This is a genomic window from Streptomyces sp. NPDC059679 (assembly GCF_042734105.1).
GTDB lineage: Bacteria > Actinomycetota > Actinomycetes > Streptomycetales > Streptomycetaceae > Streptomyces.
This window is the reverse complement of sequence record NZ_JBHWES010000001.1, coordinates 400,063-424,504: the sequence shown is the minus strand read 5'-3', so window position 1 is coordinate 424,504 and position 24,442 is coordinate 400,063. Positions and strand designations below refer to the sequence as shown.

The window sequence follows — 24,442 nt, the reverse complement described above, 5'->3', positions numbered from 1 at the left end:
GGAGGCGGTCGCATGCCCACGCCGCTGCGGCGGGCACGGACAGCGGTGTCGGCGATCTTCTTCGTCCATGGTGCGATCTTCGCCTCCTGGGCCGCCCGGGTACCCGCCGTACAGGACGAACTCACGCTGTCGGCAGGCGTGTTGGGCCTGGTGCTGGCAGGCCCGGGGCTCGGCGCGCTGGCCGGCAGCCAGGCGGGCGGGCTGCTGGTGCGGCGCCTCGGCAGCCGTACGGTGAGCGCGCTGGCCCCCGTGGTGCTGTGCCTGCCGCTCGGCCTCGTCCCGACCGCGCATTCCGCGTGGTCCCTGATGGCCGTGCTGCTGCTGCTCGGCGCCGCCGACGGATGTACGTCGGTGGCGATGAACGCCCAGGCGGTCTCCGTCCAGCAGCAGTACGGACGCGCGGTGCTCAACTCCATGCACGCCATCCGCAGCATCGGCGCCGTCGCGGGCGGCCTGGCCGGAGTCGCCACGGCGTCCCTCAGCATGCCGCTGACGGCGCAGTTCGTGTCCATGGCCGTCCTGCTCGCCGTCGTGTCGGCGGTGGCGGCCTGCGGGCTCCAGCCGGATGTGGAACATGCGACGCGGACACCGCCGAGCGACCAGGCCACGGCGGCGGACGGATCGGCGGAACCGGCCGGCCAGGGTCCGAAGGGGCGGCTGACCGTGCCGCTGCTCGCGCTGATGACCTTCCTCGCCGCTCTGGTGGAGGACGCCCCCGCGTCGTGGAGCGGTGTGTATCTGCGCCAGGTGGGGGCGGACGCCGCGATGGCCGCGGCCGGGTACGCGGCCTTCTCGGCGGGGTCGGTCGTCACCCGGCTGTTCAACGACTGGCTGGTCGATCGCCTCGGGTGGGTACGCCTCATCCGGATCGGCACCTTGTGCTGTGCGGCCGCGCTGACCGTCGCCCTGCTGCTCGGACAGCCCGGGGTCACCTTGGCGGCGCTCGTCGTCGCGGGTGCCGGGATCAGCGCGGTCTTCCCCGGCGCGTTCACCGCCGCGGGGGCGCTGCCCGACTCGGCCCGGGTGATGGGCCATGTCGGCTTCGCCGGAAACCTCGGCTGGCTGCTGGTCTCCCCGATCATCGGCGGTCTGTCGACCCTCGTCGGGCTGCCGACCGCCCTCGGCCTGCTGGCGGTCGCGGCGGCGATCATCGCCGGGCTGGCCCCGGTCACCTGCTCGGTGGCGCCCGCACGTGCACAGGAGCGGCAGGTCGTCCCGTGAAGGCATCGACCATCTCAACCGCCCAGGCCCTGTTGACCGGTCCCGGCCGGGTCGACCTCATTCGCAGGCGGCTTGAGCCGGTCCGTACCGGCCAGGCCCTGATCCGGGTCACCCAGTGCGGTCTGTGTGCGTCGGAGGCCGATCAGTGGCTCGGCAGATCAGGCCGCTATCCGGTCGAGATAGGTCATGAAATCGCCGGTGTGGTCGAGGAGATCGCGCCGGGCGACGAGGGAGGTCCGCTGAGCGTCGGCGATCACGTGGTGGCGTGGGTGCCCGGCGGCGGATTCACCGAATTCATGGTCATCGAGACGCGTCACGCCATACCCGTCCGCCCCGGCCGCGTCTTTCCGGCCGTGGCGGAGCCGCTGTCGTGCTGCGTCAACGCCGTCGAACTCGCCGCTCCGAGGGTGGGGGCCGATGTGGTGATCATCGGAACCGGCTTCATGGCCCTGCTCATCCAACGTCTCTCGGTCCTCAAGGGCGCGCGATCGGTCATCGTGGCGGGCCGCCGTCCCACCGCCCTGGCCCGCTGCGCCGAGCAGGGCGCGACACGGGTGGTGGATCTGCGCACCGAATCGCTCGCCGCTGTCGTCGCGGCGGACACCGAGGCCGGTGGCGCGGACCTGACGTACGAGGCCACCGGTGCCCAGGACGCCCTTACCCTCGCGGGCCAGGTCACCCGCACCAGTGGCACGATCGCGATCGTCGGATACCACCAAGGGGAGCCCCGGACGGTCGACCTCGCGCACTGGAACGAGCGGGCGTTCCGGATCGCCAATGCACACTTCCGCGATCTCCCGACGATCCTGGGCGGCATGCGCACCGCGATCGCCCTGGTCGACTCGGGCCAACTGGATCCCTCGGACCTCCTGACACATCGCTACCCGCTGCACGAGATTCCCGCCGCGTTCCGGGACGCGGTCCGTAGGCCCGATGGGTTCATCAAGGCCGTCATCGAACCCGCCCCTTCCGCCCGGGCCTGACGCCGTCCGTTCCGTAGCGGCGTCAGGCCCGGGCGTCAGAGCCGGCGCGCGATCGCGCGGGACGCCGGGGCGGGCAGGTTGCTTTCGAACCAGACGGTTCTGCCGGTGGAGGTGTCGGAGCAGCCCCATCGAGTGGCGAGCTTCTGGAGCAGGGTGATGGCGCAGTGGGACGCCTGGGTGCCGGGGGTGTGCGGCAGCATGGGCGTGATCTGCTGGTCGCCGGTGACTTCACACAGGAGTGTGTCGGTGTGCACCAGCCGCAGGCCGACCGGATGGCTGGTGTGGCGGATGGCGTTGGTGAGTAGTTCGCCGGCGAGGAGTTCGGTGGTGTCACAGAGCGGGCCCAGGCCCCATGCGGTGAGGGTGTCGCGCACCCGTCGCCGGGCGACGCTCACCTGTTGGGGCTGCGGCGGAAAGCGCCAGGTGGCCACCTTGTCGTCGGGGACGCTGTGGAGGCGGGCCATGAGGACGGCGATGTCGTCGTGGTCGCCGATGGGGTGCTGCTGCCGGAGCAGGGACTCGCACGCCTCGTCCAGCGACGGGTGCGCCGCGGTGAGGCCGCAGCGCACGGCGAGGAGCCCTTCCTCGATGTCGTGTCCGCGCGCCTCCACCAGGCCGTCGGTGTAGAGGACGAGAAGGCTGCCGGAGTCGATGGACACGTCCAGCGTGTCGAAGGCGGTGCTCCCTACACCGATCGGTGCGCCGACGGGAATCTCGAGAAGTTCGTCCGTGCCGTCGGGGCGCAGCAGGACGGGTGGCAGATGGCCGGCGCTGGCGAAGGCGGCTCGTCCCGCGATGGGGTCGTAGATGGCGTACAGACAGGTGGTCAGGGGGACGTGGCCGAGGTGTTGCGCCAGCTGATCGAGGTGGGCCAACAGCTGTGCGGGCGGAAGGTCCATGGTGGCGAGGGTCCGCACCGCGGTGCGCAGTTGGCCCATCGCCACGGCGGCGTGCAGTCCGTGGCCCGCCACATCGCCGATGACGAGGCCGACCCGGTGGCGGGGCAGCGGGATCACGTCCAGCCAGTCGCCACCGACCTGTGTGGTGCGGCTGCACGGGTGGTAGCGGTAGGCGATCTCCACGCTGGGCAGACGGGGTAGCCGCGTGGGCAGAAGGCTGCGCTGCAGCACGGCGGACGTTCTGGCCTCATGGCTGTAGAGGCGGGCGTTGTCCAGAGACAGGGCCGCCTGCTCGGCCATCTCCTTGCAGGCGGCCAGATCCACCGGGCTGAAGGCGAGCCGCTCCGGTTTCCGCCCGAAGACCATGAAGCCGAGGACTAGGCCCCGTACGGTCAGCGGCACCAGCATGACGGAGGAGCCGGAGAGCACCGACCGGGCGGCCGGGCTGTCGAGCTCCTGCGGCAGCTGGCGCAGGGTGTCCTGGTCGACCCGGGGGATGAGGATGGGTTCGACGAGCGCGAGAAACCGGGCCATGGCCGTGTCGGCCTGGTAGACGAAGGTCCGCTCCGCGTGGAGTTCTTCGGCGCCGGGGTCGTCGGTGTGCGCGCTCGCCACGCGGTGCATCACGACGGAGCCCAGCGGCTGCTGCGGAACGGAGGCGTCGTCATGAGCGGTTACGTGGTCGTGCAGATGGACGGAGGCGAAGTCGGCGAACCGCGGTACGGCCGAGGTGACCAGTACGCGGGCCGTGTGGCCGAGGTCCAGGGTGGTGCCGATACGGCTGATCGTCTCCCGGAGGAATGTCACTCTGGCCGCGTCGGCTTCCGCCTGCGCGGCGGCCGTGTCCCGCTGATCGAGAGCGACGCTGTTCGGAGCGCATGGTGATGCCTCAGGCAGCAACGAGGCCCCCTTGACGTAGTGCCGGGCGCCGGGCGGGCCCGTGCGACGACGAGGGAACGGCGGCGGGCCGCGGGGTCCGGCAGCTGGTCCGGATCTTCCCGCAAGACCGTATCGCCTGAATCGTCATAATGTGGTCACCCACAGGAGTGATCCGCTTCCAGCGGATGATCAGGGCATCCGTACGAGTTCTCCCGGCGCGGCGCATCGGTCTACCGGTCCTTGGCCAGGGCGACGAGCTCGGCGAAGAGGCCGTCGGCGGTCACGAGATCGTCGTACCGGCCCTGCTCGATGATCCGGCCGTTCCGCATCACGACGATCCTGTCGGCGAGCCGGGTGTTCTCAAGCTGATGCGTCACCACGATGGTCATGCGCTCAGCGGCGATGCGTTTGACTTCCAGAAAGATCTGATGCTCGCCACGCGGGTCCATCTGAGATGTCGGTTCGTCCAGGATCAGCAGCGGGGTTTGCCGGTACAGGGCCCGACCGCAGGCGAGCCGCTGCCACTGTCCGCCGGACAGCTCGGCGCCGCCGTAGAGTTCGCGGGCGAGCAGGGTGTCCAGCCGCTTGGGCAGCTTCTCCATCGCCCCGCGCATGCCGACGGCGTCGACGGCCGCCCACACCGGGGCGTCGTCGTAGGTCTTGGGCTGGCCGAGGGTGATGTTCTCGCGGGTGCGCAGGGGCCAGCAGGCGAAGTTCTGGGGGACGAGCGATGTCCGCGCCCAGACCGCGTCGGGGTGGGCCTGGGCCAGATCGGTTCCGTCCCACAGGACGCGGCCCTTGTCGGGGAGGAGAATTCCGGTGATGAGCTTGGTCAGCGTGGACTTGCCCGAGCCGTTCTCACCCACGATCGCCAGGATCTCGCCGCGGCGCAGGGTGAGGGAGACACCGTCGACGGCGGGTTCGTCCTTGCCGGGGTACTGGTAGACGACCTCGTCGAGACGGATCTCCGCCACATGGTCCGGGATGGTCAGCTCCCCGCGCCTGGGGGCGCGGTCGGCCGCCATGTCGAGGAACGACCTCATGTCGGCGAGATAGAGCGAGGTGTGGAACATCGCGGCGCCGTGGATGACGAGCTGGGAGAGCGCGGCGAGCGCGGTCTGGACGGCGACGACCGCGGTGGCCGCGACGGGCAGGGCGACCCGGCCGGTGGTGGCCAGCCAGGCGAGCGCGCCCCAGGTGCCCAGGAGGAACAGGCCGCCGAGGGCGGAGGTCGCCAGGACGATACGGAGGGTGCGGGGCGCGGCGGTCACGGTGCGCTGGTCGATGCGCTCGGACAAGGCGCGGTACCAGTAGACGAGATAGCCGGTCATCCCGTTGGCGCGCACCTCGTCGCCGTACCGGGAGTAGGTGGCCCACCAGCGCATCATGCCGCGTACGTTGCGGTCGCCGACGTTGGCGTAGTGGGTTTCGTAGTCGACGCGCGCGGACAGGACGGCGCCCAGACCGGCGGGGAGCACGGCGAGGAGCAGCAGGGGGAGCATGAGCCAGTGGAGGACGGTGATGACGCCACCGGCGGCGGCGATACGGACCAGGGCGGCCATGAAGCGCTGGGCGTCCTGGACCATCAGTCTGGTGCGGGTGACGCCGATCTCGGCGGCCTCCTGGCGGTCGGCGAACCCCGGCTCCGAGTACGCCGAGGCCTCGACCCGGCACACGGCGGAGACGAGGGCGACATCCGCCTCGGTCATCAGACGGGGGGTGATCCGGCCGTCGGCGTACGAGGACAGAGCACTGCCGATTCGGCCGACAGCGGAGGCCGCCGCCACGACGACGAGGGCGGGCAGGGCGGCGTGCAGACGTTCGGAGACCGCGCCGGTGCCGAGGATGTGCGTCATGGCCTTCGCGGTGAACCCGAGGGTGAAGGCGGCCGCGGCACCGGTGAGGATCTGGCAGGAGAGGAGGAGTACGAGGGCGGGGCGGTCGACGGTCCAGGCGATGCGCGCGGTGTGCGAGAGCACGGAGGGGAGCCGCGCGCACATCTTTGTGAAACTCGCCTCTTCCAGCGGGTTCTTGCCGTGCTTCCCCTCGAAGCTGATGGCGGCGGGCGGTGGAGGGGGCGGTGCGGTGGAGCTTGCGGCCGAGGCGTTCGTCACGGTCACCTGCGTCCTCCTCGAAGGTCGGCACCGCACCTGGGTGGTCCGGCGGTGCCAGGCTCAACGAGCGAGGGGGTGAATCGAACGCGCTCGATTTTGGACGAAGCGCGGAGCCCGGAATTTCGGGGGCATCGAACGCCTGGTCGCAGTGGCGTACGGGTTCCGGTGCGGTCGGGCGTGGCCGAAACGCCGATGCCTGTGACGTGTGTGACCTATGAGGTTTCAGGGACGGTCACGGATGGCGGACGGCTTCGCCGTTCACTATGCGGCGGTTACGACAGCCTGACCGGCTTCAGCTCGTCGAAGCGGTCGCCCGGACCGGGGTTCGCCGCGCTGGTCTTGCCGCCCAGCTGGGTCATGACGCCCCACACCGCGTTCAGCCCGGTCGTGACCGCTCCCTCGGCCCAGCCGCCGGTCCAGGACACATCGTCGCCCGCCAGGAAGATGCCGCGGTGGGCGGGGTCGAAGCGGTCCTGCATGAAGTGGGTGTAGAGGCGTTCCTGGTAGCGGTAGTGGCCGGGCAGGTTGTCGCTGAAGGCGCCCATGAAGTCCGGGTCGTCCTCCCAGGAGATGGTGACGGGGTCGCCGATGATGTGCGAGGCGATGTCGACGTTCGGATAGATCTGCTTGAGGGAGTGCAGCATCAGCCGTACGCGCTCGTCGACATCGAGCGGCAGCCACTTCAGCGCATCGTCGTTCCAGGTGTACGACAGGCAGATCAGCGCCGGCTTGTCGGGGCCGTCGTCCAGCAGATAGGTGCCACGCGTCAGCCGGTCCGTGAGCGTGGTGCTGAGCACATGCTGCCCGGTGTCCGGGTCGATGTCCTTCCAGAAGGGCCGGTCGACCACGACGAACGTCTTGGACGACTGCATGTAGTGCGTCCGCTCGATCGCCGTCCACAACGGGTGGCTGAACAGCGACTCGTCGGTGTCGATCCGGGCGGACAGCAGCCATGACTGGCATGTGGCGACGACCGCGGGGTAGGTGGCTGTCCTGCCCCACCGGTCCGTCACCTCGATGGGGCCACCCGGCCCGCCCGGCCCGTCCGCGCGCCGTATCCGCCGCACCGCACCGCGGGGCGAGCCGCCGTGCAGGGAGGCGAGGCTGGTCCCGGCGGGCCAGTGTGCGAGGTGTTCGGGGGCGTGCTGCCACAGGAGTTGGGGAAGGCGCTGGGCGCCGCCGAGGATGCGCTGCTGGTCGTCCTCCGCGCCCCCGTAGACCACCCGAAGGATCTCGAGCATCGAATCGGGGAAGTTGGTGTCCCAGCCCCCGGTGCCGAAGCCGACGAGCCCGAACGCCTCGCGGTACTCGAAGGGCAGGGCGGAGAAGGCCTTGGAGGTGGCGAGGTAGTGCGAGAAGGACATGTCGTCCAGGACGGGCACCAGCTCGTTCCAGAGCCTTTTGACCGTGGCGTAGTCGCGGTCCGCGATCGCCCGCCGCATGGCACCGAAGTGGGCCCGTTCCTCCAGACAGTCATGCCAGGCCGTGGCCACGTCATGGAACATCGGCGGGAGGTCGGCAGGCGACTCGGCGTAGTGCTTGCGCCCGGCGATCTCGATCACGGTGCTGTCGGAGGCCGGGGTGAGGGGGTTGGGGAACGGCGCGGTGTCGAGGCCGAGGAGGTCGATGTAGTGGAAGAGACCGCGGGCGGACCGGGGAAACCGCATACCGCCGAGGTCGGCCACCGGGAGGTCGGTGCCGGGCTGCCGGGCACCGCGCAGCCTCCCGCCGAGTTGGGCGGACTCGTACACGACCGGTCGCAGACCCAGCTTCATCAGCTCGTACGCGGCCACCAGCCCGGACATACCGGCGCCGACGACGGCGACCTGCGTGCCGTGGTGTTCGCGCGGGACCGAGCCGAGTCCGTCGGGGTGGGCGAGGTATTCGTCGTAGGGGAAGGGGAAGTCCGGGATCAGCATGCTGATGCCGTTGTGCGGGGGCGTGTTCACGGAATGTCCTGAAGGGCTCGTACCGGGGTGGGCCCGGCGCGGGTCGGTTGAGGGAGAGCGATGTTGCTTCGGGGCGGCCGGTCGGGTGGGGAAGCGGTTGTTGCTTCGGTGGCGGACCGGTCAGCCGCGCAGGGTGAGATAGCCGGTGTCGCGGCGCGCGGCCCGCAGGATCTCGCCGCTCACCTCGGCCACCACCAGTTCCTCGCCCGTCTCACCGGCCGCGACGCGACGGCCGTAGGGGTCGCTCAGACAGCTCAGCCCGGCGAATCCGGGGCCGGAGTGGTTGGCGTAGGCGATGAAGAGCTGGCTCTCCAGCGCCCGCGTGGGCACGACCATGCCGGGCACGAGACGGGTGTCGAACGGCGCGGGCCGCCTGCCGACCGGCGGGCGCAGCGGCACCGCGGTGGGCACGCACAGCAGCTCGGCGCCCGAGAGCGCGACCGCGCGGGTGAACTCGGGGAACTCCACATCGAAGCAGATGCCGAGCGCCACGGGGACACCGTGCAGAGGGACGACCTGCGGAGGCCGGCGGCCGGGCGTGAAGAGGGTGTTCTCCGCCTCGCCGAACAGATGTGTTTTGCGATACCTGGTCAGTTCGCGTCCGAGGTGGTCGAAGAGCGAGGCGCTGATGAAGCGTTCGCCGTCCTGCTGGTCCACGGTCGAGGCGACGAGCGCCACACCGGTGGACCGCGCGACGGCGGCCAGCAGTTCGCGGTGTCGCGCTCCGTCGTCGTGGGCGACGGCCGTCGGATCGTAGCCGCTGAGGAACAGCTCCGGGGTCACCAGAAGCCGCGCCCCGCCCGCCGCGGCCTGCCGTGCGTACTGCTCAAGGGTCGCGAGGTTGTGGCCGGCGTCGCCGACCACGCTGGTGGCCTGGAGGACCGCCACCGTCAGACGTCCGGACTCAGCCATCGAGCGCGCCCTCGCACAGCCGCCGGACCACCTCGGTCAGCACATCGACTCCGGCGCACAGGTCGTTGTCCTCGGTGAACTCGCCCTCGTTGTGGCTGACGCCCTCGCGGCTGGGGACGAACAGCATCACGGTCGGCACGACGTCGTTCATGTTGATGGAGTCGTGTCCGGCCAGCGTGTACACCGGCCGGCTGGTCAGCCCCAGGGAGTCGGCGCAGTCGCGGGCGAGGTCCACCCCGGCCGCCGGGTACGGACGGACACCCCACGCATGGGAGCCGCGGACCTCGATCCGGACCCGCGCCTCGTCCTCGATCAGCTTGATGCCCTGCTCCAGCAGCTGCTTGGCCTCGGCGAGCACGTCCTCGTCGGCGGAGCGGAGATCCATCGTCAGATCGACCTGACGGGGGACGACGACGGGGGAGTTGGGCAGCACGGTGAGCTGTCCGACGGAGGTGTGCAGCGCACCGGCCGGATAGCGGTCGGCCAGCGCACGCAGCAGCACCACCAGACGGGACGCGCCCAGGAGGGCGTCACGGCGGTCGGCGATGACGGTGGACCCGGTGTGCGCCTGCTCGCCGTGCACGGTGACGGTGAACTTCTCCGCCGCCCAGCAGGAGTGCACGAGTCCGATCGTGGTGTCGGAGTCCTCCAGGGACCGTCCCTGCTCGATGTGGATCTCGGCGCACGCGGCGGGCACCGGCCCGGTTCCGGACCCGGTGTGCCCGATGGCCGCCAGGGCCTCGGCGACGGACACCCCGTCGGCGTCCCGGGTGGCCAGGGCGTCCGCCACCGCCGTCTTCCCGGTGAAGACCGAACTGCCCATCATGGACGGGGCGAACCGCGCCCCCTCCTCGTTGAACCAGTCCACCACCGCCAGGTTGTACTTCGGGCGGTGCGCCGGGTCGTGGCCGGCGGCCAGCCGCCGGCCCGCGTGCAGGGCGGCCGCGACACCGTACGCCCCGTCGAACCTGCCGGCCAGGGGCTGGCTGTCGAGGTGCGAGCCGACCAGTACGTACGGGGCTCCTGGGTGCCACTCCAGGAGCCCGAAGACATTGCCCACCGCGTCGACCTCGACCGTGAACCCGTACTGGCTCAGCAGGGCGGTGAACCAGGCCCGCGCCTGGGAGTCGGCGACGGTCGCGGCCTGCCGGTCGACGCCTCCGCCGGGTGTTTCACCGATCCGGCTCAGTGAGCGGAAGTCCCGCACGAACAACTCGGCATCGGGGCTCGTGGTGGTGTGCTCGACGGTCATGGGTGCGTTCTCCTTCGGGAAGGGGGTCAGGGGCGCTGGGAGGAAGACGGAGAGGGGGCCGGAGACGGTACGGAGGAGGTGCGGTCGGCTGCGAGGACCCGGCCCCGTACGGCGTACCAGCCGGCGACGAGCGCCGGGACGATCAGGACCAACGTGCCGAGGGTGTAGGTCCCGACGGGGTAGTCGAAGAGCATGAGGACGAGGACCCCGAACAGGAACAGCAGGGTCAGGTACGACGTCCAGGGGGCGCCGAACAGTCGGAACGCGGGACGGGCCACCCTGCCCTGTCGCGACCAGCGGTACAGCCGCAGCTGACAGAGCACGATGGTCGCCCAGGTGCAGAGGATCGCCAGGGCCGTCGCGTTGATCGCGATCTCGAAGGCACGCTCGGGGACGACGGCGTTGAGGCCGACGCCGATGAGCGCGAGCACGGCGGTGAACAGGACTCCGCCGTACGGCACACCTTGGCGGCTGAGGCGGCCCATGAACCGTGGCGCGGTCCCGGTGCGGGCCATCGAACGGTAGATGCGGCCCGTGGAGTACAGCCCCGCGTTGAGGCTGGACAGCGCCGCCGTGAGCACCACCAGGTTCATCGCGCCACCGGCTCCGGGCACACCGATCTCGGTGAAGAACGTCACGAACGGCGACTCCTCGGCCCGGTAGGAGTCGTACGGAAGCAGCAGGGCCAGCAGCGCCGTCGAGCCGACGTAGAACACCGCGATGCGCACGATGACGGCGTTGACGGCCCGTGGCATCACCTTGGTGGGGTTCTCGGTCTCGCCCGCGGCGACGCCGATCAGGTCGATCCCGGCGTAGGCGAAGACGACGCCCTGCACGATGACCACCGCCGGGAGCAGACCGTTCGGCAGGATTCCGCCGTGTTCGGCCACCGACGACACACCGGCGTCATGGTCGGCCACCGGGAACCCGGCCGCGAGGATCACGGCGCCGACGATGAGGAAGACCACGATCGCGGCGACCTTGATCAGGGCGAACCAGAACTCCAGCTCACCGAAGAGCCGGACGGAGACGAGATTGGCGCAGGTCACGACGAGCAGCGCGGTGAGCGCCAGGAGCCACTGCGGGACGCTGGTGAGCGCTGGCCAGTAATGGAAGTACGTGGCGACCGCGGTGATGTCCACGATGGCGGTGAGCGCCCAGGAGACGGAATACACCCAGCCGGCGACGTAGGCGGCCTTCTCGCCGAAGAACTCCCGCGCGTAGGAGACGAAGGAACCGGAATTCGGGCGGTGCAGAACCAGTTCGCCGAGCGCCCGCAGAATGAAGAAGGCGAAGACCCCGCAGAAGGCATAGACGAATACCAGGGCGGGGCCTGCCGAAGCGAGTCGTCCACCGGCGCCCAGAAAGAGCCCCGTGCCAATGGCGCCGCCGATACCGATCATCTGTATCTGGCGATGGGAAAGACTCTTTCGATAGCCCGGGTCCTCGTCGTCGGAAGCATCTGCGCGCGTGGTGTCCACGCCTGTTTCCACTGCCACGAGCTCCTCCTTTGCCTGGCACCGAAGGGTGCGCAAACGGAAGAGTGTCAGCGGCCGGGTGGGTCGACAATGAAATGTTGCACTGGGCGGAGAGCCAAAAATTTGGCGTATGCACAACCGGTGGACGGAGCGGGGCGATGTCATGCCACCCGGCCCGACACCGTAATATTCCGGGGCCCGCACCGGCAGGAAGGAGACATGCGTGTCCGGTCAGGACGAACGGCTCTGGGACGATCTCATCGAGCGGACGCGCGGTCGTTTGGGCGCGATGGTGGAACAGTTCCTCGCACGCACCATGACGGACCCTTCTTACGCCGATTCCGAACTCACGGCGGAGGATTTGCGGCGGTCGAGCGTCGAGTCGTTCACGGCGATCCTGGACAGCCTGCGCTCGGACGGAACCACCAGCGCCCTGGTGGCCATCGCCGAGCCGCTGGGCACGCGGCGCGCCCGGCAGGCCGTTCCGCTGGACAGCCTGCTGCGCGCCGTCCGGCTCGACTTCACCGTGCTGTGGGAACACTTGGCTGACCCGGCCTCCGGGATGGACCCGGCGCTGCTGGTGCGCAAGGCCGGACGGGTGTGGACCACGGTGGACGAGTTCGCGGCACACGTCCAGGAGCACTACCTCGCCGAACAGCTGGCCATCGAGCAGGCCAACGCGGATCTCCAACGGCACTACCTGGCCCAGCTGTTCGGCACTACGAGGCCGACCGAGGCCGCCCTCGAGCGGATAGCCGGCGCGCTGCGCGTGTCCACCTCGGACAACTTTTATGTGGCCGCCGTCTCCCGGGACGACGGAGTCGTCGTGCGCAGGAGGATCCGGAGCACCCCACGGTACGGCCATGTCTACTTCGACTACGACATGGGCCACCACACCCTGTTCCTGTGGCCGACGGCGGAGCCGGCCCTGGGCAGACTCCCCCAAGGAGTCAAGGACCTCTTCGCCGATATGGCGGTCGCGGTCGCGCCGGTCGCCAGAGGGCTGGCGCGTGTCCGCGACGCCGCCTCGGCCGCGAGAGAGATCATGATCGACCTGCCGTTGGACAGTTCGGGCGTTGCCACGCTGTCGGACCGCTGGCGCTCGGTGACCCGGCACCTCCTGGCCGGGGTCGGATGCGATCTGGGGCAGATCGTGTTCCCGTACCTGGAGAAGTGCACGGATCTGGAACGGCGGAAGATCCTGGAAACCGTCGCCACCTACCTGGACACGGGAAGCCTGGGCGATACGGGACGGTTGCTGGAGTGCCACCGCAACACCGTGCTGAACCGGCTGAACGCGTTCGAGAAGTACACCGGCCTCGACGTACAGCGGCCCTACGACGCCGCCGCCGTGATCATCGCCCTGGAATGGCAGGATGCGCAATGGCAGGGTGCCCGCCCCTGAAATACGCCCTCGCCGGCGCACACGCCCTCGCCGGCGCCGACGAGCGCCATCCTCAGGCGCCTTTCTCCCGCACGGGGGTGATGATCTCGTCCACGAGCCAGCGGGCGGCCCTGTCCGGATAGGGGCGGGGCAGTGCCAGCACGATGTGCCGGATGCCGGCGGCGGCGAGGGCGTGGACGTGGCCGCGGGTGGCGGCGGGATCGGCGTAGTCCACGATGATCTGCGCGGAGCGGGTGATCTCGGCGGGGTCGCGGCCGATCGCTTCACAGTGCGCGTCCAGGACGCGGGCGCGCTCGGCGATCCAGTCGGTGGCGTTGTGCGGCGGGCCGGGGACGTTCCAGATGTCGGCGTGCTCGGCGATGATGCGCAGCGTGCGATCGCCCCAGCCGCCGAGCAGCAGCGGCGGGCCACCGGGCTGGACCGGGCCGGGGCCGTTGCGGGTGGCGCGCAGGGTGGTGAAGGGGCCGTCGTGGTCGAAGACCTCCTCGCTCCACATACGGCGCAGGATGGTGATCGTCTCGGTGAGGCGGGCCAGGCCCTCGCCGGGAGTCGGGAGCGGGAGGCCGTAGGCGGCGTACTCGGCGACGGCCGGGTTGGGGCCGTGGGGCTGCCGGGTGCCGCCGACGCCCAGGCCCATGATCAGGCGCCCTTGGGAGATCACGTCCACGGTGGTGGCGATCTTTCCCAGATGGGCGGGGGCACGCAGCCTGTTGCTGGTGACGAGCAGGCCGAGGCGGAGTCTGCTGGTACGGGCGGCCAGCGCGGCCAGCAGCGTCCAGCCCTCCAGAACGGCGCCGCCGGGCGGTCCGGCCAGCGGCATCAGATGGTCCCACAGCCAGGCGTCGTCGAGTTCGGGCAGTTCGTCGGCCTCCTCCCAGACGCGAAGGATCTCGTCGTAGCCGAGGTGCATGGGCGTCGTCTTGACGCCGAAACGGAGAGCACACAGGGGTGCGTCAATCGCCATGACCGTCACGATAGACGATCGTCAGCGATGCTGACTATCAGTTGATGGGTACGATGTCGGAATGGCGGAGAACAACGAGGACGGTGCCGCGGTCGAGGAACTGCTCGGCGCTCGGCTCGGCTACCTGCTCAAGCACGCGCAACTACGGCTGTCCGAGCACGCCGGGCCCGCGCTGGCCCGGTTCGGGCTGGACGCCCGGGAGTTGGCGGTGCTCGCGGTGCTGGCGGCGGGCCGCCCGCTGTCGCAGCTGGAGGCCGCACGGCGGCTGGGTGTGGACCGTACGACGATGGTCGCGCTCATCGACGCGCTGGAGAACAAGGGCCTGGTGGAGCGGCGCCGCAGCGAGGAGGACCGCCGCCGCAACGTGGTCGAGCTGACGGAGCGGGGCATGCGGGTGCGGGCCGATGCGGAGGAGGCCCGCGAGGCGGCGGAACGCGATTTTCTTGCCCCGCTGGGCGAGGAGGAAGCGGCGCGGCTGGTGAAGGCGCTGCGCGCGCTCGTGGTCAGAACTCCGAACTAGTCGTCAGCGCCAAGGGGCTCAGCCGGCCAGGCACGGCACGGGGGCGAGGGCGATGGTGTGGCGGGTGTGCTGGACCTTGGCGTGCAGATAGCGCAGGTTGCTGGGCGTGGTGTGGACGCCGGTGGGGACGGTCCGGGCGAGCGTGACGCCGAGGTCGGCCAGTTGCCGTGCCTTGTCGGGGTTGGTGGTGAGCAGGTTCAGCTCGGTGATGCCGAGGGCGGTGAGCATCTGGGCGGCGGCCGTGTGGTCGCGGGCGTCCTCGGGCAGGCCGAGGCCGACGTTGGCCTCGTAGGTGTCCGGGCGGCGCCCGGCCACGTCGCCATGGTCAGGGAACTGCTCATCGACGTGCTCACCGCCGACCAGGTACGGGCCCTCGCCGACGGCCTCGGCGAGGCGAGCTGCCGCATGACCACCGGACCCGTGTGCTCGGGCCCCGACGCCGAGGCCGCTGCCGACCTCGGCGGGTAAGTGGCTGTCGGCTCGATACCCGGCGAGGGTCCGAGGCCATGCCGCCGTACGGGCGGGATCGTCAGAGAGTCAGGTCCCAGACGCGTACGGTGCCGTCCCGGCCGGCGGTCAGGGCGACCGGGCGATCCCGCAACGTGGTGACCGCCACGGCTTCGACGCGCGCGTCGTGGCCGGTCAGCGGCGGCCCGACGGGGCGACCGCCGGCGAGGTCCCAGATCCGTACCGTCCCGTCCTCGCCACCGGTCACCGCGACCGGCCGGTCGCCGACCATGGCGATGTCCAAGGCGTTGATCCCGCCCTCATGGCCGGTGGCCGGTTCGTGGATCGGATGGTCGTCCTCGCCCGCGGCCAGGTCGAACACGTACACCTTCCCCGCGTCCGTGCCCGCCACGACGACAGGACGGCCGTCGACCTCGGAAAAACCGACAGCGTATGACCGCTGCTCGTCGTCCACGTAGCACGACGCGACCTCCTCACCATTCGCGACGTCCCATACCGTCACCCCCTCTTCCCCGCCCCCGGCGACCAGGGAGCGGCCGTCGATCCGCGCGGTGGCGAGACCCCAGACGGAGCCGGCCTCCAGCTCGATCGGCGGCTCCTCGCCGAGTCCCCACAGCTCGACTCCGTCCCAGTGGATCCCACTACTCGCCACGAACAGCGGTGGTCCCTCGTTCTTCACCGTGGCGATGGACGCGACATAGGGCCCGTTGTGGGTGTTCCCGCGCAGCAACTCGCCGCTGAACAGGTCCCAGATGGACGCTCCCTGCTCATCACCGCCGGCGGCCAGCACCACGCGCCCGTCGAAAACGGCCACGGCAACCGAGTCGATATCGTTCTCGGCATCCGGGTGCTCGGCGGCGAAGGCGGACGTCAATGGCCGCTCCAGCCATTCGTCCCGCAACGGAGCCCACGTCCACAGCTTGTAGAAGCCGGTGCACACCACCAATGGCTCCCCGTCCACATCGACGACGGCAAGGCCGTGGACCGGGCCGCCGGGCGCCACGCTGCTCAGAATCAAACGTTCGTCAGACATCCCGGCAGGATAATTGGATTGGCGCGTACGACGGGCCGGTTGGCGAGTACCGCCTGGCCAGGGGGCGGCAACCGAGTCGCTGTGGCGCTTCCCGCGGTCCGCGACGGTCAGTGTGCACTGGCCGTCCTCGCAGGAGCGCTCCAAACGGCCCCGGGAAATGGTCTGCACCAGCCCGACCGCCCAGCACATCGGACACCCGCGCAACGCGAACAGACCGGCCGGCAGCAGCACCAGGCTGACCGGCCCGACGGCCGGTATGAGCGCGACCGAGCCGATCAGCGCGCCGAATCCCACCGCGCCGCGCACCAGGTGGCGGGGCAGGGAGGCGCTTGCGAAGCCGGGATCGTCGGCCTTCGTTCCGGTCATGGCTTCCCTCCGGGAGGTGAGTCGGGTGTGGCGGCACGGAGCGTGTGCCGAACGGCCGCGCGGGCTCGGTGCAGACGCGATTTCATCGCCGCCGTACTGAGGCCCAGTGCGTCGGCCACCATCCGTCCGCTGTGGCCCTGCACGTCTCGCATGATCAGCACCCGGCGCTGATCGGGTGGCAGCGCGGCGACCGCCGCCGCCACCCTGCTCGCGTCCAGGCGCCGCAGCGCCTCGTCCTCGGCGGAGTCCACGGCAGTGTCCGGCAACGGCGGGTGGCCCCGCATCATGGTCCGTGCGCGCCGTAGACACTCGTTGCGGACGATGCGGAACATCCACGACGCCAGCGCGCCGGAGGCTCGTAGCATCCCGATCTTGCGATACAGGATGATCAAGGCTTCCTGCGCCGCGTCCTCGGCGTCCTCCGGGGTCGCGCACAGGGAGTGGGCGAAGCGCTGCACATTCGGGTGTGAGCCCGACACCAGCGCGGCGATCGAGTCGACATCACCGCGCTGCGCGGCGACGACCAACTGTTCGCTGGGCCAAGCCGAGTCAGCCACGCCCACCTCGCTTGCGCTTCATGACGAACATGCAGGTGCAGAGCAGCACCACACCAACGGCTATGCCGATACCAACGATCACGACAACCTCCACATCCCGGCCCGACGTTTGTCGGTGCAGGAATAAGAGGCGCGGGCCGCGCGAAAGGATTCAGCCCGATCTGCTGGTGGCCCGTCACCGGGTCGGCGCGTCCGTCTGCAGGAGGGGGAGGTTCTTGCTCAGCGCCCTGTTCCAGGACCCGTCATCCGTCATCTTGTCCAACGCCCGCTGGATTTTGTCCTTGAGCGGGCTGCCCTTGCGGATGCCGATGCCGTAGCGCTCCTCGGTCATCGCGAGGCCGCCCAGCTTGAACCCGTTCGGTTGCGCGGCGGCGTAGCCGGCGAGAATGGCGTCGTCGCCGGTGATGGCATCCACGGCTCCGTCCCTCAGATCGGAGAGGCAGAGTGCGTAGGTGTCGCGTTCGCGGACCTGCGCCTGCGGTGCGAACTTCGTTCGGACGTTGAGCGCGGAGACGGACCCCGTGACCGCGCAGACCTTCCGACCGTTGAGGTCCTGGGCCGTGCCGACGGATGTGTTGTCCCTGCCGATCAGGACGTCCTGGTGGGCCTCCAGATAGGGGCCCGCGAAGTCGATCCTCTTCTTCCGCGCGTCGGTCATGGCATACGAGGCGACGACGAAGTCGACGTCTCCGCGCTCCAGCATGGCCTCGCGTTCGCTGCTGCGGGTCTGCTTCCACTCGATGTCGGCGGGATTGTGGCCGAGCGCCTTGGCGATGTACGTGGCCACGTCCACGTCGAAGCCCGTGTAGCGGCCGTCCGGCGTCTTGAAGCCGATGCCGGGCTGGTCGGTCTTGATACCGATGGTGATCTTCTTGCCGCTGCTCGGTCCGTCGCTCGCGCCATTGCTCGGGGTGTCGGCCGACGCCTTGCCCGGGCTGCCGGAAGTGTCGGGTGCTCGGGAGGCGTTGTCGCCGTCGGAGCCGTCACCCGAGGGCAGCAGCACCCAGAGGAGGGCGCCCGCGAGTACGACCGCACCGAGGGCCGACCCGTACACCCAGCCGCGCCGTGGCGGGGCCACCGGCGGCGGCGCCGGCGGGTGCACCGGTGGTGCCTGCGGCATCGGCGGGGGTGGCGGGGACACATACACGGGCGGCTCGCCCTGCTGCGGCACGGGCCGCGACGGCTGCGGTGCGGCCGTGTGGGGCGGGGCGAGCGGGTAGGAGGTGGGACCGTCGGCGGGAGCCTTGGCCGCCGCGGCCCCGGCCGCGGGCGCCTGTCCAGACGCCGCCGCGGATTCGGCCGCCGCCACGGGCCCGGCGGCCGGCGCGGATTCGGCCGCCGCCTCCGCTTCCGTCAGCAACCGGTCCAGCGTCCGGGCGTCCGGTCGCTCCTGCGGGTCGCGTACCAGGACGGACATCAGTACGGCGGTCAGCGCTCCGGCATGCTCCGGCGGCGGCACATCCTCACCGAGGACGGCCGCGAGCGTGGCGAGCGTATTGCCGCGGCGCATCGGGTTGCGCCCCTCGACGGTGACGTAGAGCGTCATGGCCAGTGACCACAGGTCGGCCTCCGGCCCGCCGTCCTCGCCGGACACGCGCTCGGGCGCCATGTAGTCGGGTGTGCCGATGACGGAGCCTGCGGCCGTGAGGGCGGTGGACCCTTGGACGGCCGCGATGCCGAAGTCGGTGAGGACCGGGCTGCCGTCGGGCCGCAGCAGGATGTTGGCGGGCTTGATGTCCCGGTGCTGGATGCCCGCGGCGTGTGCCGCCTCCAGTCCGGCCAGCATCCCCCGCCCGAGCCGGGCCGCGTCGGCGGGGGAGAGGAGACCGCGGTCGAGCCGGCCCTGGAGCGAACCACCGGCGATCAGTTCCATGACGAGCCACGGGTACGTGTGTTCGTCGCCGTCCACGATGTGATGGATGGTCACCACGTTGGGGTGACCGATACGCGCGAGCGCCCTGGCCTCCCGCAGGACACGGGCGCGCAGCGCGCGGGCGGCCTCGGGGTCGTACTCGGCGAGTCCCGGGTCGGGCGGGCGGACCTCCTTGAGTGCGACTTCACGGTGCAGTGCCAGGTCATGCGCTCTCCACACCAGTCCCATACCGCCACCGCCGAGCCGCCCCAGCAACTCGAAACGGCCGTCGATCACCCGTGCCACACATCCCCCTCACCCCGACGAAGGCCCTGGTCGGAGTCGGCTCCGCGGGCCCCCGGAGCACAGCCCTGCTCAACTCTGCCACAGGTGCCGCAGTGCGGACAGGAGCTTCGAGGGGAGTCGGGCCGGCGCTCAGGCGGTGACGCCCTCGATCGCCACGGGAAGGTGACGGGGGCCGCGCAGCACGGCGTTGGCGCGGTACGGTGGCGGGTCCTCCAGCAGCCGGAAGTCCTTGACCCGGCGGAACAGTTCGGGCAGGGCGAGATGCGCCTCTATACGGGCGAGCGGGGCGCCGAAGCAGTAGTGGATGCCGGTGTAGAAGCCGAGGTGTTCGTTGTCCTTGCGGTCGGGCATGAACCGGTCGGGGTCCTCGAAGCGTCTCGGGTCGCGGTTGGCCGCGGCCAGCATGAGCCAGACCGGGGAGCCCTTGGGGATGGTGGTGTCGGCGATGTCGATATCGGCCAGGGCGGTGGTCCACGGGACGAACTGGACCGGGGGTTCGTAGCGCAGCACCTCCTCGATGAGGGGGGTGGCCAGGTCCGGGTCGTGTTGGAACCGCCGGAGGACATCGGGGTGGCGCAGCAGGGTGAGCGTGGTGTTCGTGATCAGGTTGACGGTGGTTTCGTGGCCGGCGACCAGGAGCAGCACCGCCGTGGCCACCAGATCCTTCGGTGTCATGCTGCCGCCGGGGCCGGTGTGGGGGGCGAGGGCGCTGAGGATCCCGGGGCGGGGACGGCGGCGTGCGGCATCGATCAGATCGGCCAGGTAGACGCCCATCTCCTGGCGTGCCTTGTCCGACTTCTCTTGGGGGCTTTGGCCGCCTTCGGCGCCCTCGGCGCGGTGCGGATCGATCCCGGCCGCCAGGGCGTCGGCCCAGCCGTGGAAGCGCGGCTCGTCCTCACGCGGCACGCCGAGGACCTTGCAGATGGCCGTGACCGGAAGGGGGTAGGAGAAGTCCTCGACGATGTCGACCTGGTCCTTTCCCTCGAAGGCGTCAAGCAGTTCGGTGACGACCTTGCCCAGGTCCGCTTGCAGATCGTGGAGGAACCGGGGGCTGTGCGGGGGGCCGAACGGCCGGTTCGCCGCATTGCGCAGCCGGTCGTGTTCGGGCGGGTCGGTGAAGATGAAGCTCGGCGGCAGGCCCGTGTCCTCCTCCGATTCCCCGGGGCGAGCACAGCCGGGCACGCGGTTGCGCGTGTCGTTGCTGAGCCGTGGGTCGTTGGCCAGGCTCCTCACCTCGTAGTAGGTGCTGACCAGGTAGGTGCCGTCGTCCTCTCGGATGACCGGCTGTTTGCGCAGCTCCGCGTAGAGCGGGTACGGATCGGCCCGGTTGGCGTAGTCGTTGATGCGTGCGGACATGCTGCCGAGCGTCGTCATGGTGTCTCCTAGAGGCTTCGGGCGGTCCGGGGCCGGTGGTCAGGCGCGGTCATGCCTGGTCAGGCGTGGGTCAGACGCGGTCAGGCCCGCGACGGGATCAGGCCCGCGACGGGACGAACTCGATACGCCGCTCGCTCGGTGAGTGACCCGTCAGTGTGACGGTGGGCTGGTGGGTGGGGAGGTGGGGGTCGGGCAGGGCGGGATCGACCGGCTGCAGCGCTTCGGTCCGGCGGTCGACCAGGGGATAGTCGGGCGGGAACGGTGCGCCGCGCTCGATCCGCTCCCGGTAGAAGCCCAGCCACTTCGCTCGGTCGAAAAAGGCCGCGGCGATGACACGGCCGCGGTATCCGTACACCGCGACGAACGCCTTCTCGGCGAGTATCCCTTGGGATATGACCAACTGGTCGCCCATCGTGGGGACGCCCACGGACTTGATGTTGACGCCGAACTGGACCGACCAGAACGTCGGCAGCCACAGATGCGGACTGCGGTCGGGAGCCGCGCAGATCATGTTGTGGGCCGCGATCTGGGCCTGTTCGACCGCGTTGCCCCAGTGTTCCAGCGCCAGGAACTGGTAGTCGAACAGCGGATGGGGGCTGCGGGCGACGTCACCGGCGGCGTAGATGTCATCGGTGACGATGCCGTTGACGTCGAACACCCGGCAACCGGCGTCGCAGGCGATCCCCCGGGGACCGGCGGCCACCCCGGAGCCGGCGAGCCATTCGGTGTTCCGTATGGCGCCGAGCGCGATCACCGCCACGTCCACGTCGATGGCGGAACCGTCGGACAGGTGGCCGCGCCTGAGCCGTCCGGCCTCGTCGCCCTCCAGCGCGGTCAGGCTGGTGCCGCAGCGCAGGTCCACCCCGCGATCGCGCTGGAGCCGGGCCGCCACCTCGCCGACGACTCCGCCGAGCGCGCCCACCAGCGGTGTCGGGCCGCGTTCCACGACGGTGACCTCCAGACCCCGCTCCCGGCAGGCGGAGGCGACCTCGGACCCCGTGAAACCGGCGCCGACCACCAGCACCCGGGACGGGCCGGCGGCCAGCTTCCGGTACAGCCGGGCGGCGTCGTGGCGGGTGCGCAGCACGAACACCCCGTCCAGCGCCTCCTGTTCGGGGTGGAACCAGGGGCGGGCCCTGGTTCCGGTGGTGATCAGCAGGCGGTCGTAGGCGACCGTGTCGTCGTTGGCCAGGCGTACCTGCTTGGTGTCCCGGTCCAGGCTCTCGGCGGCAAAGCCCAGCCGCCACTCGGCGTCGATATCGCGCCGCCGCGGCAGTGCGGTGTCCTCGGCATGCGCCCGCCCCAGCAGCACCTGCTTGGAGAGTGGTGGCCGATCGTACGGCTCGTACGGCTCATCGCCGATCATGGTCAGGGACCCGGTGAACCCCGTGTCACGCAGGGTCTCCGCCGCGCGCAGACCGGCCAGCGAGGCACCGACGACGACGATACGCCCCTCTCGCCGAAGGACCTCGACCTCGCTCTCAGCCGACACGGGGCTCCACCCCCTTCGTCGGCTCGTCGGAGTAGTCGACGAGGATGGCCTGGACCGGACAGGCCGCCGCGGCCCGTTCCACCAGCTCGCGCTGCGCCTCGTCGAACTGCGGCGAGAACAGCAGTGCCTCTTCGCCGTTCAGGGCGAACACATCCGGGGCGAGGAACACGCACTGCGCGAATCCCTGGCACCGATTGAGGTCGACGACAAGTCTCATCCGGAACCCGCTCCCTGCTCGGGCCGCGGTCGCCGCAGGCTGCGCGGCCCCTGCGCTCGGTCCACACGATCGGTCGGCATGCCTCTCCACCAGGATTGACCCCCGAGGAGCGGATCGCAAAGCGGGAGCGCCCTTGACGGGTTGGGAGGAATCCGATGATGGCCGGGTGAGGACACAGAGCGGCGAGTCGGTCCTGGTTCCCATATCGACCTGGTGCTGCCGGACGGGACGGCCCGGCAGTACTCCCTGTGCGGCGACGGCTGGGCACACCGCGACCGGACACCAAGGTGTACTGCTGCGGCCCCGCCCCGCTGCTCGCCGCCGTCGAAGCGTTCTGCGCCGCCTGGCCGCCGTACGCCCTGCGGGTCGAGCGCTTCACCGCCGCCACGCGGACCGCGCCGGTGCGGGACACACCGTTCCAGGTGGAGCCGCGGCGTACCGGACGCACGGTCACCGTCACCCCGGAGACCTCGGTGCTCGAGGCGGTGCGCCGGGCCGGCGCGGACGTGCTGTCCTCCTGCGAGCAGGGCACCAGCGGGACGTGTCTGACCCCCGTGCTGGAGGGACGGCCGGACCATCGGGACTCGGTGCCGGCCGACCATGAATGGGTGGCGAACGACTGCATGTTGCTGTGCGTGTCGAGGTCCTGTGGCGACCGCCTCGTCCTCGACCTCTGACCTCATTACGTCCCAAGGAGCCGCGATGACCGAGGCAATGGAGCCTGCCGTCGTGCCGCCCGTCAGCGACGCCGACCCGTTCGCCCACGACCACCTCCTCGACCCCGAACCGCTGCACCGGGACCTGCACGAGGCCGGTCCGGTCGTATATCTCCCGCGCTACGACGTCCACGCGCCGGCCCGCTACCAGCAGGTGCACGCCGCCCTGGTGGACTGGCAGCACTTCGAGTCTCGCCAAGGGCCGGGAGTTCGACGGTTTCACCGCGCTCGCGGAGGTGTTTCCGCTCCGGGCCTTCCCGGACGCGGTGGGCCTTGGCCCGGACGGCCGGGAGAACCTTCTGCCGTACGGCAACATGGCCTTCAACGCCTTCGGCCCGCGCAACGACCTCGTCGCGGCGGACGCATACCGGGTGGCCGAGCTGTCGGCCTGGGTGAACGCCCAGTGCGAGCGGCAGGCGTTGTGCGAGGACGGCTTCGGCGCGCGGATCCGGGCCGCCGCCGACCCGGCCGGGGGAAAGTGAACCCGGGCCGGGAAGGGGCCCGTCGGCCCGTCGGCCAGTCAGCCCGTCATGTGCTTTGCGGGGGCAGCACGATGTCGAACCGCACGCGGGACCAGCTCTCCCCGGAAAGGTCCCGTCCGTCGGGAGCGGGTGTGCCGGCCGGCTGCCGCGCGAATCGTTTGACGAGGGATTCCTTGACGCCGAACACCGCGTCCGAGTCCAGCAGGCTGTCGCCCTCGACGAAGATGTGGGTGACGAGGGTGCGCAGGCCCGGTGCGGTGGCCATGATGTGCAGATGGGCAGCGCGCAGGGGCGAGCGCGCGGTCTTGTCGAGCAGGGCTCCGACGGGCCCGTCGTGGGGGATGGGGTACGGCGTGGGGGTGAGCCCCCAGAAGGCGTAACCGCCCTTGTCGTCGGTGTACAGGTGGGCCCGGCCGGCGAGGTGGCCGTGGTCGTACTGCACATCGTAGAGGCCGTCCTCATCGGCTTCCCACACCTCCAGGCGTGCGCCGGGGACGGGGTTGCCGTCGGTGTCGGTGACGGTGCCCTCGACCCAGCAGGGTTCTCCCGGGGCGCCGGTGGCCATGTCGCCGCCCAGGGGGATCTCGGGGGAGCCCTCGACGAAGAAGGGGCCGACCACCGTGGCTTCGGTGGCGTCGGCGGCGGCTTCGTGGTTGACGTTGATGGTCTGCATGGACGCGCCGAGGACGTCCGACAGCAGCACGAACTCCTGGCGGCGGTCGGTGGTGATGCGTCCGGCCGCGGTGAGGAAGTCGATGGCCCGCTGCCATTCGGCCTCGGTCGGGCGGACCGCGCGGATGAAGGCGTGCAGATGGAGCACCAGGGCCTGCATCACCTCTTTGAGACGGGGATCCGGCGTGTTCCGGAACGATGCGAGCACCATACGGACCAACTCGTCCTCGACCCTGTGTTGTTGGCCCGAAGCTTCGGGAGTGGTGGTCATGTGGCGGAACCTCCTCGGGGCGGCGTGGTGGTCGGAGTGTTCCCGGTGGGCCGACCGGGG

General features: G+C 70.5%; 21 protein-coding genes and 1 pseudogene. 7 read left to right on the top strand and 15 right to left on the bottom strand.

Annotated elements, in window-relative coordinates; all coding sequences use genetic code 11:
* Nucleotides 1-12 precede the first annotated feature (12 nt).
* A complete protein-coding gene (locus ACFV2X_RS01905; protein ID WP_385610028.1) occupies nt 13-1,221 on the top strand; it encodes an MFS transporter in 1,209 nt (402 codons plus the stop codon).
* Entirely contained in the window at nt 1,218-2,204 is a 987-nt protein-coding gene (locus ACFV2X_RS01900; RefSeq protein WP_385610025.1) for a zinc-binding dehydrogenase, read from the top strand. The genes ACFV2X_RS01905 and ACFV2X_RS01900 overlap by 4 nt, the downstream gene beginning before the upstream one ends.
* A gap of 35 nt (nt 2,205-2,239) precedes the next feature.
* Here the strand turns inward: ACFV2X_RS01900 and ACFV2X_RS01895 are convergent, their stop codons facing one another.
* From ACFV2X_RS01895 to ACFV2X_RS01870, 6 genes are all read right to left on the bottom strand, one after another.
* Complete coding sequence (locus ACFV2X_RS01895; RefSeq protein WP_385610022.1) at nt 2,240-3,910, bottom strand: SpoIIE family protein phosphatase; 1,671 nt, start codon at nt 3,908-3,910, stop codon at nt 2,240-2,242.
* 302 nt (nt 3,911-4,212) lie between these two features.
* Nucleotides 4,213-6,102, bottom strand: a complete 1,890-nt coding sequence (locus ACFV2X_RS01890; RefSeq protein ID WP_385610019.1) for an ATP-binding cassette domain-containing protein — start codon at nt 6,100-6,102, stop codon at nt 4,213-4,215.
* A 266-nt stretch (nt 6,103-6,368) separates the two neighbouring features.
* Complete coding sequence (locus tag ACFV2X_RS01885; protein ID WP_385610395.1) at nt 6,369-8,015, bottom strand: flavin monoamine oxidase family protein; 1,647 nt, start codon at nt 8,013-8,015, stop codon at nt 6,369-6,371.
* A 150-nt stretch (nt 8,016-8,165) separates the two neighbouring features.
* Nucleotides 8,166-8,957, bottom strand: a complete 792-nt coding sequence (locus ACFV2X_RS01880; protein ID WP_385610017.1) for a nitrilase-related carbon-nitrogen hydrolase — start codon at nt 8,955-8,957, stop codon at nt 8,166-8,168.
* A complete protein-coding gene (locus ACFV2X_RS01875) occupies nt 8,950-10,209 on the bottom strand; it encodes a M20 family metallo-hydrolase (RefSeq protein ID WP_385610014.1) in 1,260 nt (419 codons plus the stop codon). The genes ACFV2X_RS01880 and ACFV2X_RS01875 overlap by 8 nt, the downstream gene beginning before the upstream one ends.
* A 26-nt stretch (nt 10,210-10,235) precedes the next feature.
* Complete coding sequence (locus ACFV2X_RS01870) at nt 10,236-11,708, bottom strand: amino acid permease (RefSeq protein WP_385610011.1); 1,473 nt, start codon at nt 11,706-11,708, stop codon at nt 10,236-10,238.
* A 202-nt stretch (nt 11,709-11,910) separates the two neighbouring features.
* Here ACFV2X_RS01870 and ACFV2X_RS01865 point away from each other — a divergent pair, with 202 nt between their 5' ends.
* Complete coding sequence (locus ACFV2X_RS01865) at nt 11,911-13,092, top strand: helix-turn-helix domain-containing protein (RefSeq protein WP_385610008.1); 1,182 nt, start codon at nt 11,911-11,913, stop codon at nt 13,090-13,092.
* 52 nt (nt 13,093-13,144) lie between these two features.
* Here the strand turns inward: ACFV2X_RS01865 and ACFV2X_RS01860 are convergent, their stop codons facing one another.
* Complete coding sequence (locus tag ACFV2X_RS01860) at nt 13,145-14,056, bottom strand: LLM class flavin-dependent oxidoreductase (RefSeq protein WP_385610005.1); 912 nt, start codon at nt 14,054-14,056, stop codon at nt 13,145-13,147.
* A gap of 61 nt (nt 14,057-14,117) precedes the next feature.
* Here ACFV2X_RS01860 and ACFV2X_RS01855 point away from each other — a divergent pair, with 61 nt between their 5' ends.
* Nucleotides 14,118-14,576 carry a MarR family winged helix-turn-helix transcriptional regulator gene (locus tag ACFV2X_RS01855; RefSeq protein WP_385610003.1) on the top strand — a complete coding sequence of 153 codons (459 nt, stop codon included), beginning with the start codon at nt 14,118-14,120 and terminating at the stop codon, nt 14,574-14,576.
* Nucleotides 14,577-14,594: 18 nt separating this feature from the next.
* Here the strand turns inward: ACFV2X_RS01855 and ACFV2X_RS01850 are convergent.
* Nucleotides 14,595-14,873, bottom strand: a pseudogene (locus ACFV2X_RS01850) (GTP cyclohydrolase); the annotation flags it as partial.
* A gap of 24 nt (nt 14,874-14,897) precedes the next feature.
* Here ACFV2X_RS01850 and ACFV2X_RS01845 point away from each other — a divergent pair.
* A complete protein-coding gene (locus ACFV2X_RS01845) occupies nt 14,898-15,044 on the top strand; it encodes a hypothetical protein (protein WP_385610001.1) in 147 nt (48 codons plus the stop codon).
* A gap of 61 nt (nt 15,045-15,105) precedes the next feature.
* On the opposite strand, the gene ACFV2X_RS01840 is transcribed toward ACFV2X_RS01845, so the two are convergent.
* The 6 genes from ACFV2X_RS01840 to ACFV2X_RS01815 form a co-directional block, all read right to left on the bottom strand.
* Nucleotides 15,106-16,443, bottom strand: a complete 1,338-nt coding sequence (locus ACFV2X_RS01840) for a WD40 repeat domain-containing protein (RefSeq protein WP_385609999.1) — start codon at nt 16,441-16,443, stop codon at nt 15,106-15,108.
* Complete coding sequence (locus ACFV2X_RS01835; protein WP_089508067.1) at nt 16,440-17,000, bottom strand: RNA polymerase sigma factor; 561 nt, start codon at nt 16,998-17,000, stop codon at nt 16,440-16,442. Before ACFV2X_RS01835 ends, ACFV2X_RS01840 begins: the two co-directional genes overlap by 4 nt.
* Nucleotides 17,001-17,175: 175 nt before the next feature.
* Nucleotides 17,176-19,101, bottom strand: coding sequence for a bifunctional serine/threonine-protein kinase/glutamate ABC transporter substrate-binding protein (locus ACFV2X_RS01830; RefSeq protein WP_385610392.1), 1,926 nt, complete (start codon nt 19,099-19,101; stop codon nt 17,176-17,178).
* Between the two features lie 186 nt (nt 19,102-19,287).
* Nucleotides 19,288-20,532: a cytochrome P450 gene (locus ACFV2X_RS01825; RefSeq protein WP_385609995.1), complete on the bottom strand. Its 1,245-nt coding sequence runs from the start codon at nt 20,530-20,532 to the stop codon at nt 19,288-19,290.
* Nucleotides 20,533-20,629: 97 nt separating this feature from the next.
* Nucleotides 20,630-22,024, bottom strand: a complete 1,395-nt coding sequence (locus tag ACFV2X_RS01820) for an NAD(P)/FAD-dependent oxidoreductase (protein WP_385609992.1) — start codon at nt 22,022-22,024, stop codon at nt 20,630-20,632.
* Nucleotides 22,014-22,241 carry a ferredoxin gene (locus ACFV2X_RS01815; protein WP_014172977.1) on the bottom strand — a complete coding sequence of 76 codons (228 nt, stop codon included), beginning with the start codon at nt 22,239-22,241 and terminating at the stop codon, nt 22,014-22,016. Before ACFV2X_RS01815 ends, ACFV2X_RS01820 begins: the two co-directional genes overlap by 11 nt.
* A 248-nt stretch (nt 22,242-22,489) precedes the next feature.
* On the opposite strand from ACFV2X_RS01815, the gene ACFV2X_RS01810 reads away from it, so the two are divergent.
* Together ACFV2X_RS01810 and ACFV2X_RS01805 are read left to right on the top strand one after the other, a co-directional pair.
* Entirely contained in the window at nt 22,490-22,918 is a 429-nt protein-coding gene (locus tag ACFV2X_RS01810; protein WP_385609989.1) for a flavin reductase family protein, read from the top strand.
* A gap of 275 nt (nt 22,919-23,193) precedes the next feature.
* Nucleotides 23,194-23,439: a hypothetical protein gene (locus tag ACFV2X_RS01805; RefSeq protein WP_385609986.1), complete on the top strand. Its 246-nt coding sequence runs from the start codon at nt 23,194-23,196 to the stop codon at nt 23,437-23,439.
* A gap of 46 nt (nt 23,440-23,485) precedes the next feature.
* Here the strand turns inward: ACFV2X_RS01805 and ACFV2X_RS01800 are convergent, their stop codons facing one another.
* Nucleotides 23,486-24,382, bottom strand: coding sequence for a dioxygenase (locus tag ACFV2X_RS01800; protein ID WP_385609984.1), 897 nt, complete (start codon nt 24,380-24,382; stop codon nt 23,486-23,488).
* Nucleotides 24,383-24,442: the final 60 nt, after the last annotated feature.

Excerpts from the sequence above, each read along its gene's own strand:
- ACFV2X_RS01825 (WP_385609995.1), bottom strand. The coding sequence starts at position 20,532 with ATGACGACGCTCGGCAGCATGTCCGCACGCATCAACGACTACGCCAAC.
- ACFV2X_RS01800 (WP_385609984.1), bottom strand. The coding sequence starts at position 24,382 with ATGACCACCACTCCCGAAGCTTCGGGCCAACAACACAGGGTCGAGGAC.
- ACFV2X_RS01840 (WP_385609999.1), bottom strand. The coding sequence starts at position 16,443 with ATGACCGGAACGAAGGCCGACGATCCCGGCTTCGCAAGCGCCTCCCTG.
- ACFV2X_RS01845 (WP_385610001.1), top strand. The coding sequence starts at position 14,898 with ATGGTCAGGGAACTGCTCATCGACGTGCTCACCGCCGACCAGGTACGG.
- ACFV2X_RS01885 (WP_385610395.1), bottom strand. The coding sequence starts at position 8,015 with ATGCTGATCCCGGACTTCCCCTTCCCCTACGACGAATACCTCGCCCAC.
- ACFV2X_RS01875 (WP_385610014.1), bottom strand. The coding sequence starts at position 10,209 with ATGACCGTCGAGCACACCACCACGAGCCCCGATGCCGAGTTGTTCGTG.
- ACFV2X_RS01815 (WP_014172977.1), bottom strand. The coding sequence starts at position 22,241 with ATGAGACTTGTCGTCGACCTCAATCGGTGCCAGGGATTCGCGCAGTGC.
- ACFV2X_RS01905 (WP_385610028.1), top strand. The coding sequence starts at position 13 with ATGCCCACGCCGCTGCGGCGGGCACGGACAGCGGTGTCGGCGATCTTC.
- ACFV2X_RS01830 (WP_385610392.1), bottom strand. The coding sequence starts at position 19,101 with ATGGGACTGGTGTGGAGAGCGCATGACCTGGCACTGCACCGTGAAGTC.
- ACFV2X_RS01880 (WP_385610017.1), bottom strand. The coding sequence starts at position 8,957 with ATGGCTGAGTCCGGACGTCTGACGGTGGCGGTCCTCCAGGCCACCAGC.
- ACFV2X_RS01860 (WP_385610005.1), bottom strand. The coding sequence starts at position 14,056 with ATGGCGATTGACGCACCCCTGTGTGCTCTCCGTTTCGGCGTCAAGACG.
- ACFV2X_RS01855 (WP_385610003.1), top strand. The coding sequence starts at position 14,118 with ATGGCGGAGAACAACGAGGACGGTGCCGCGGTCGAGGAACTGCTCGGC.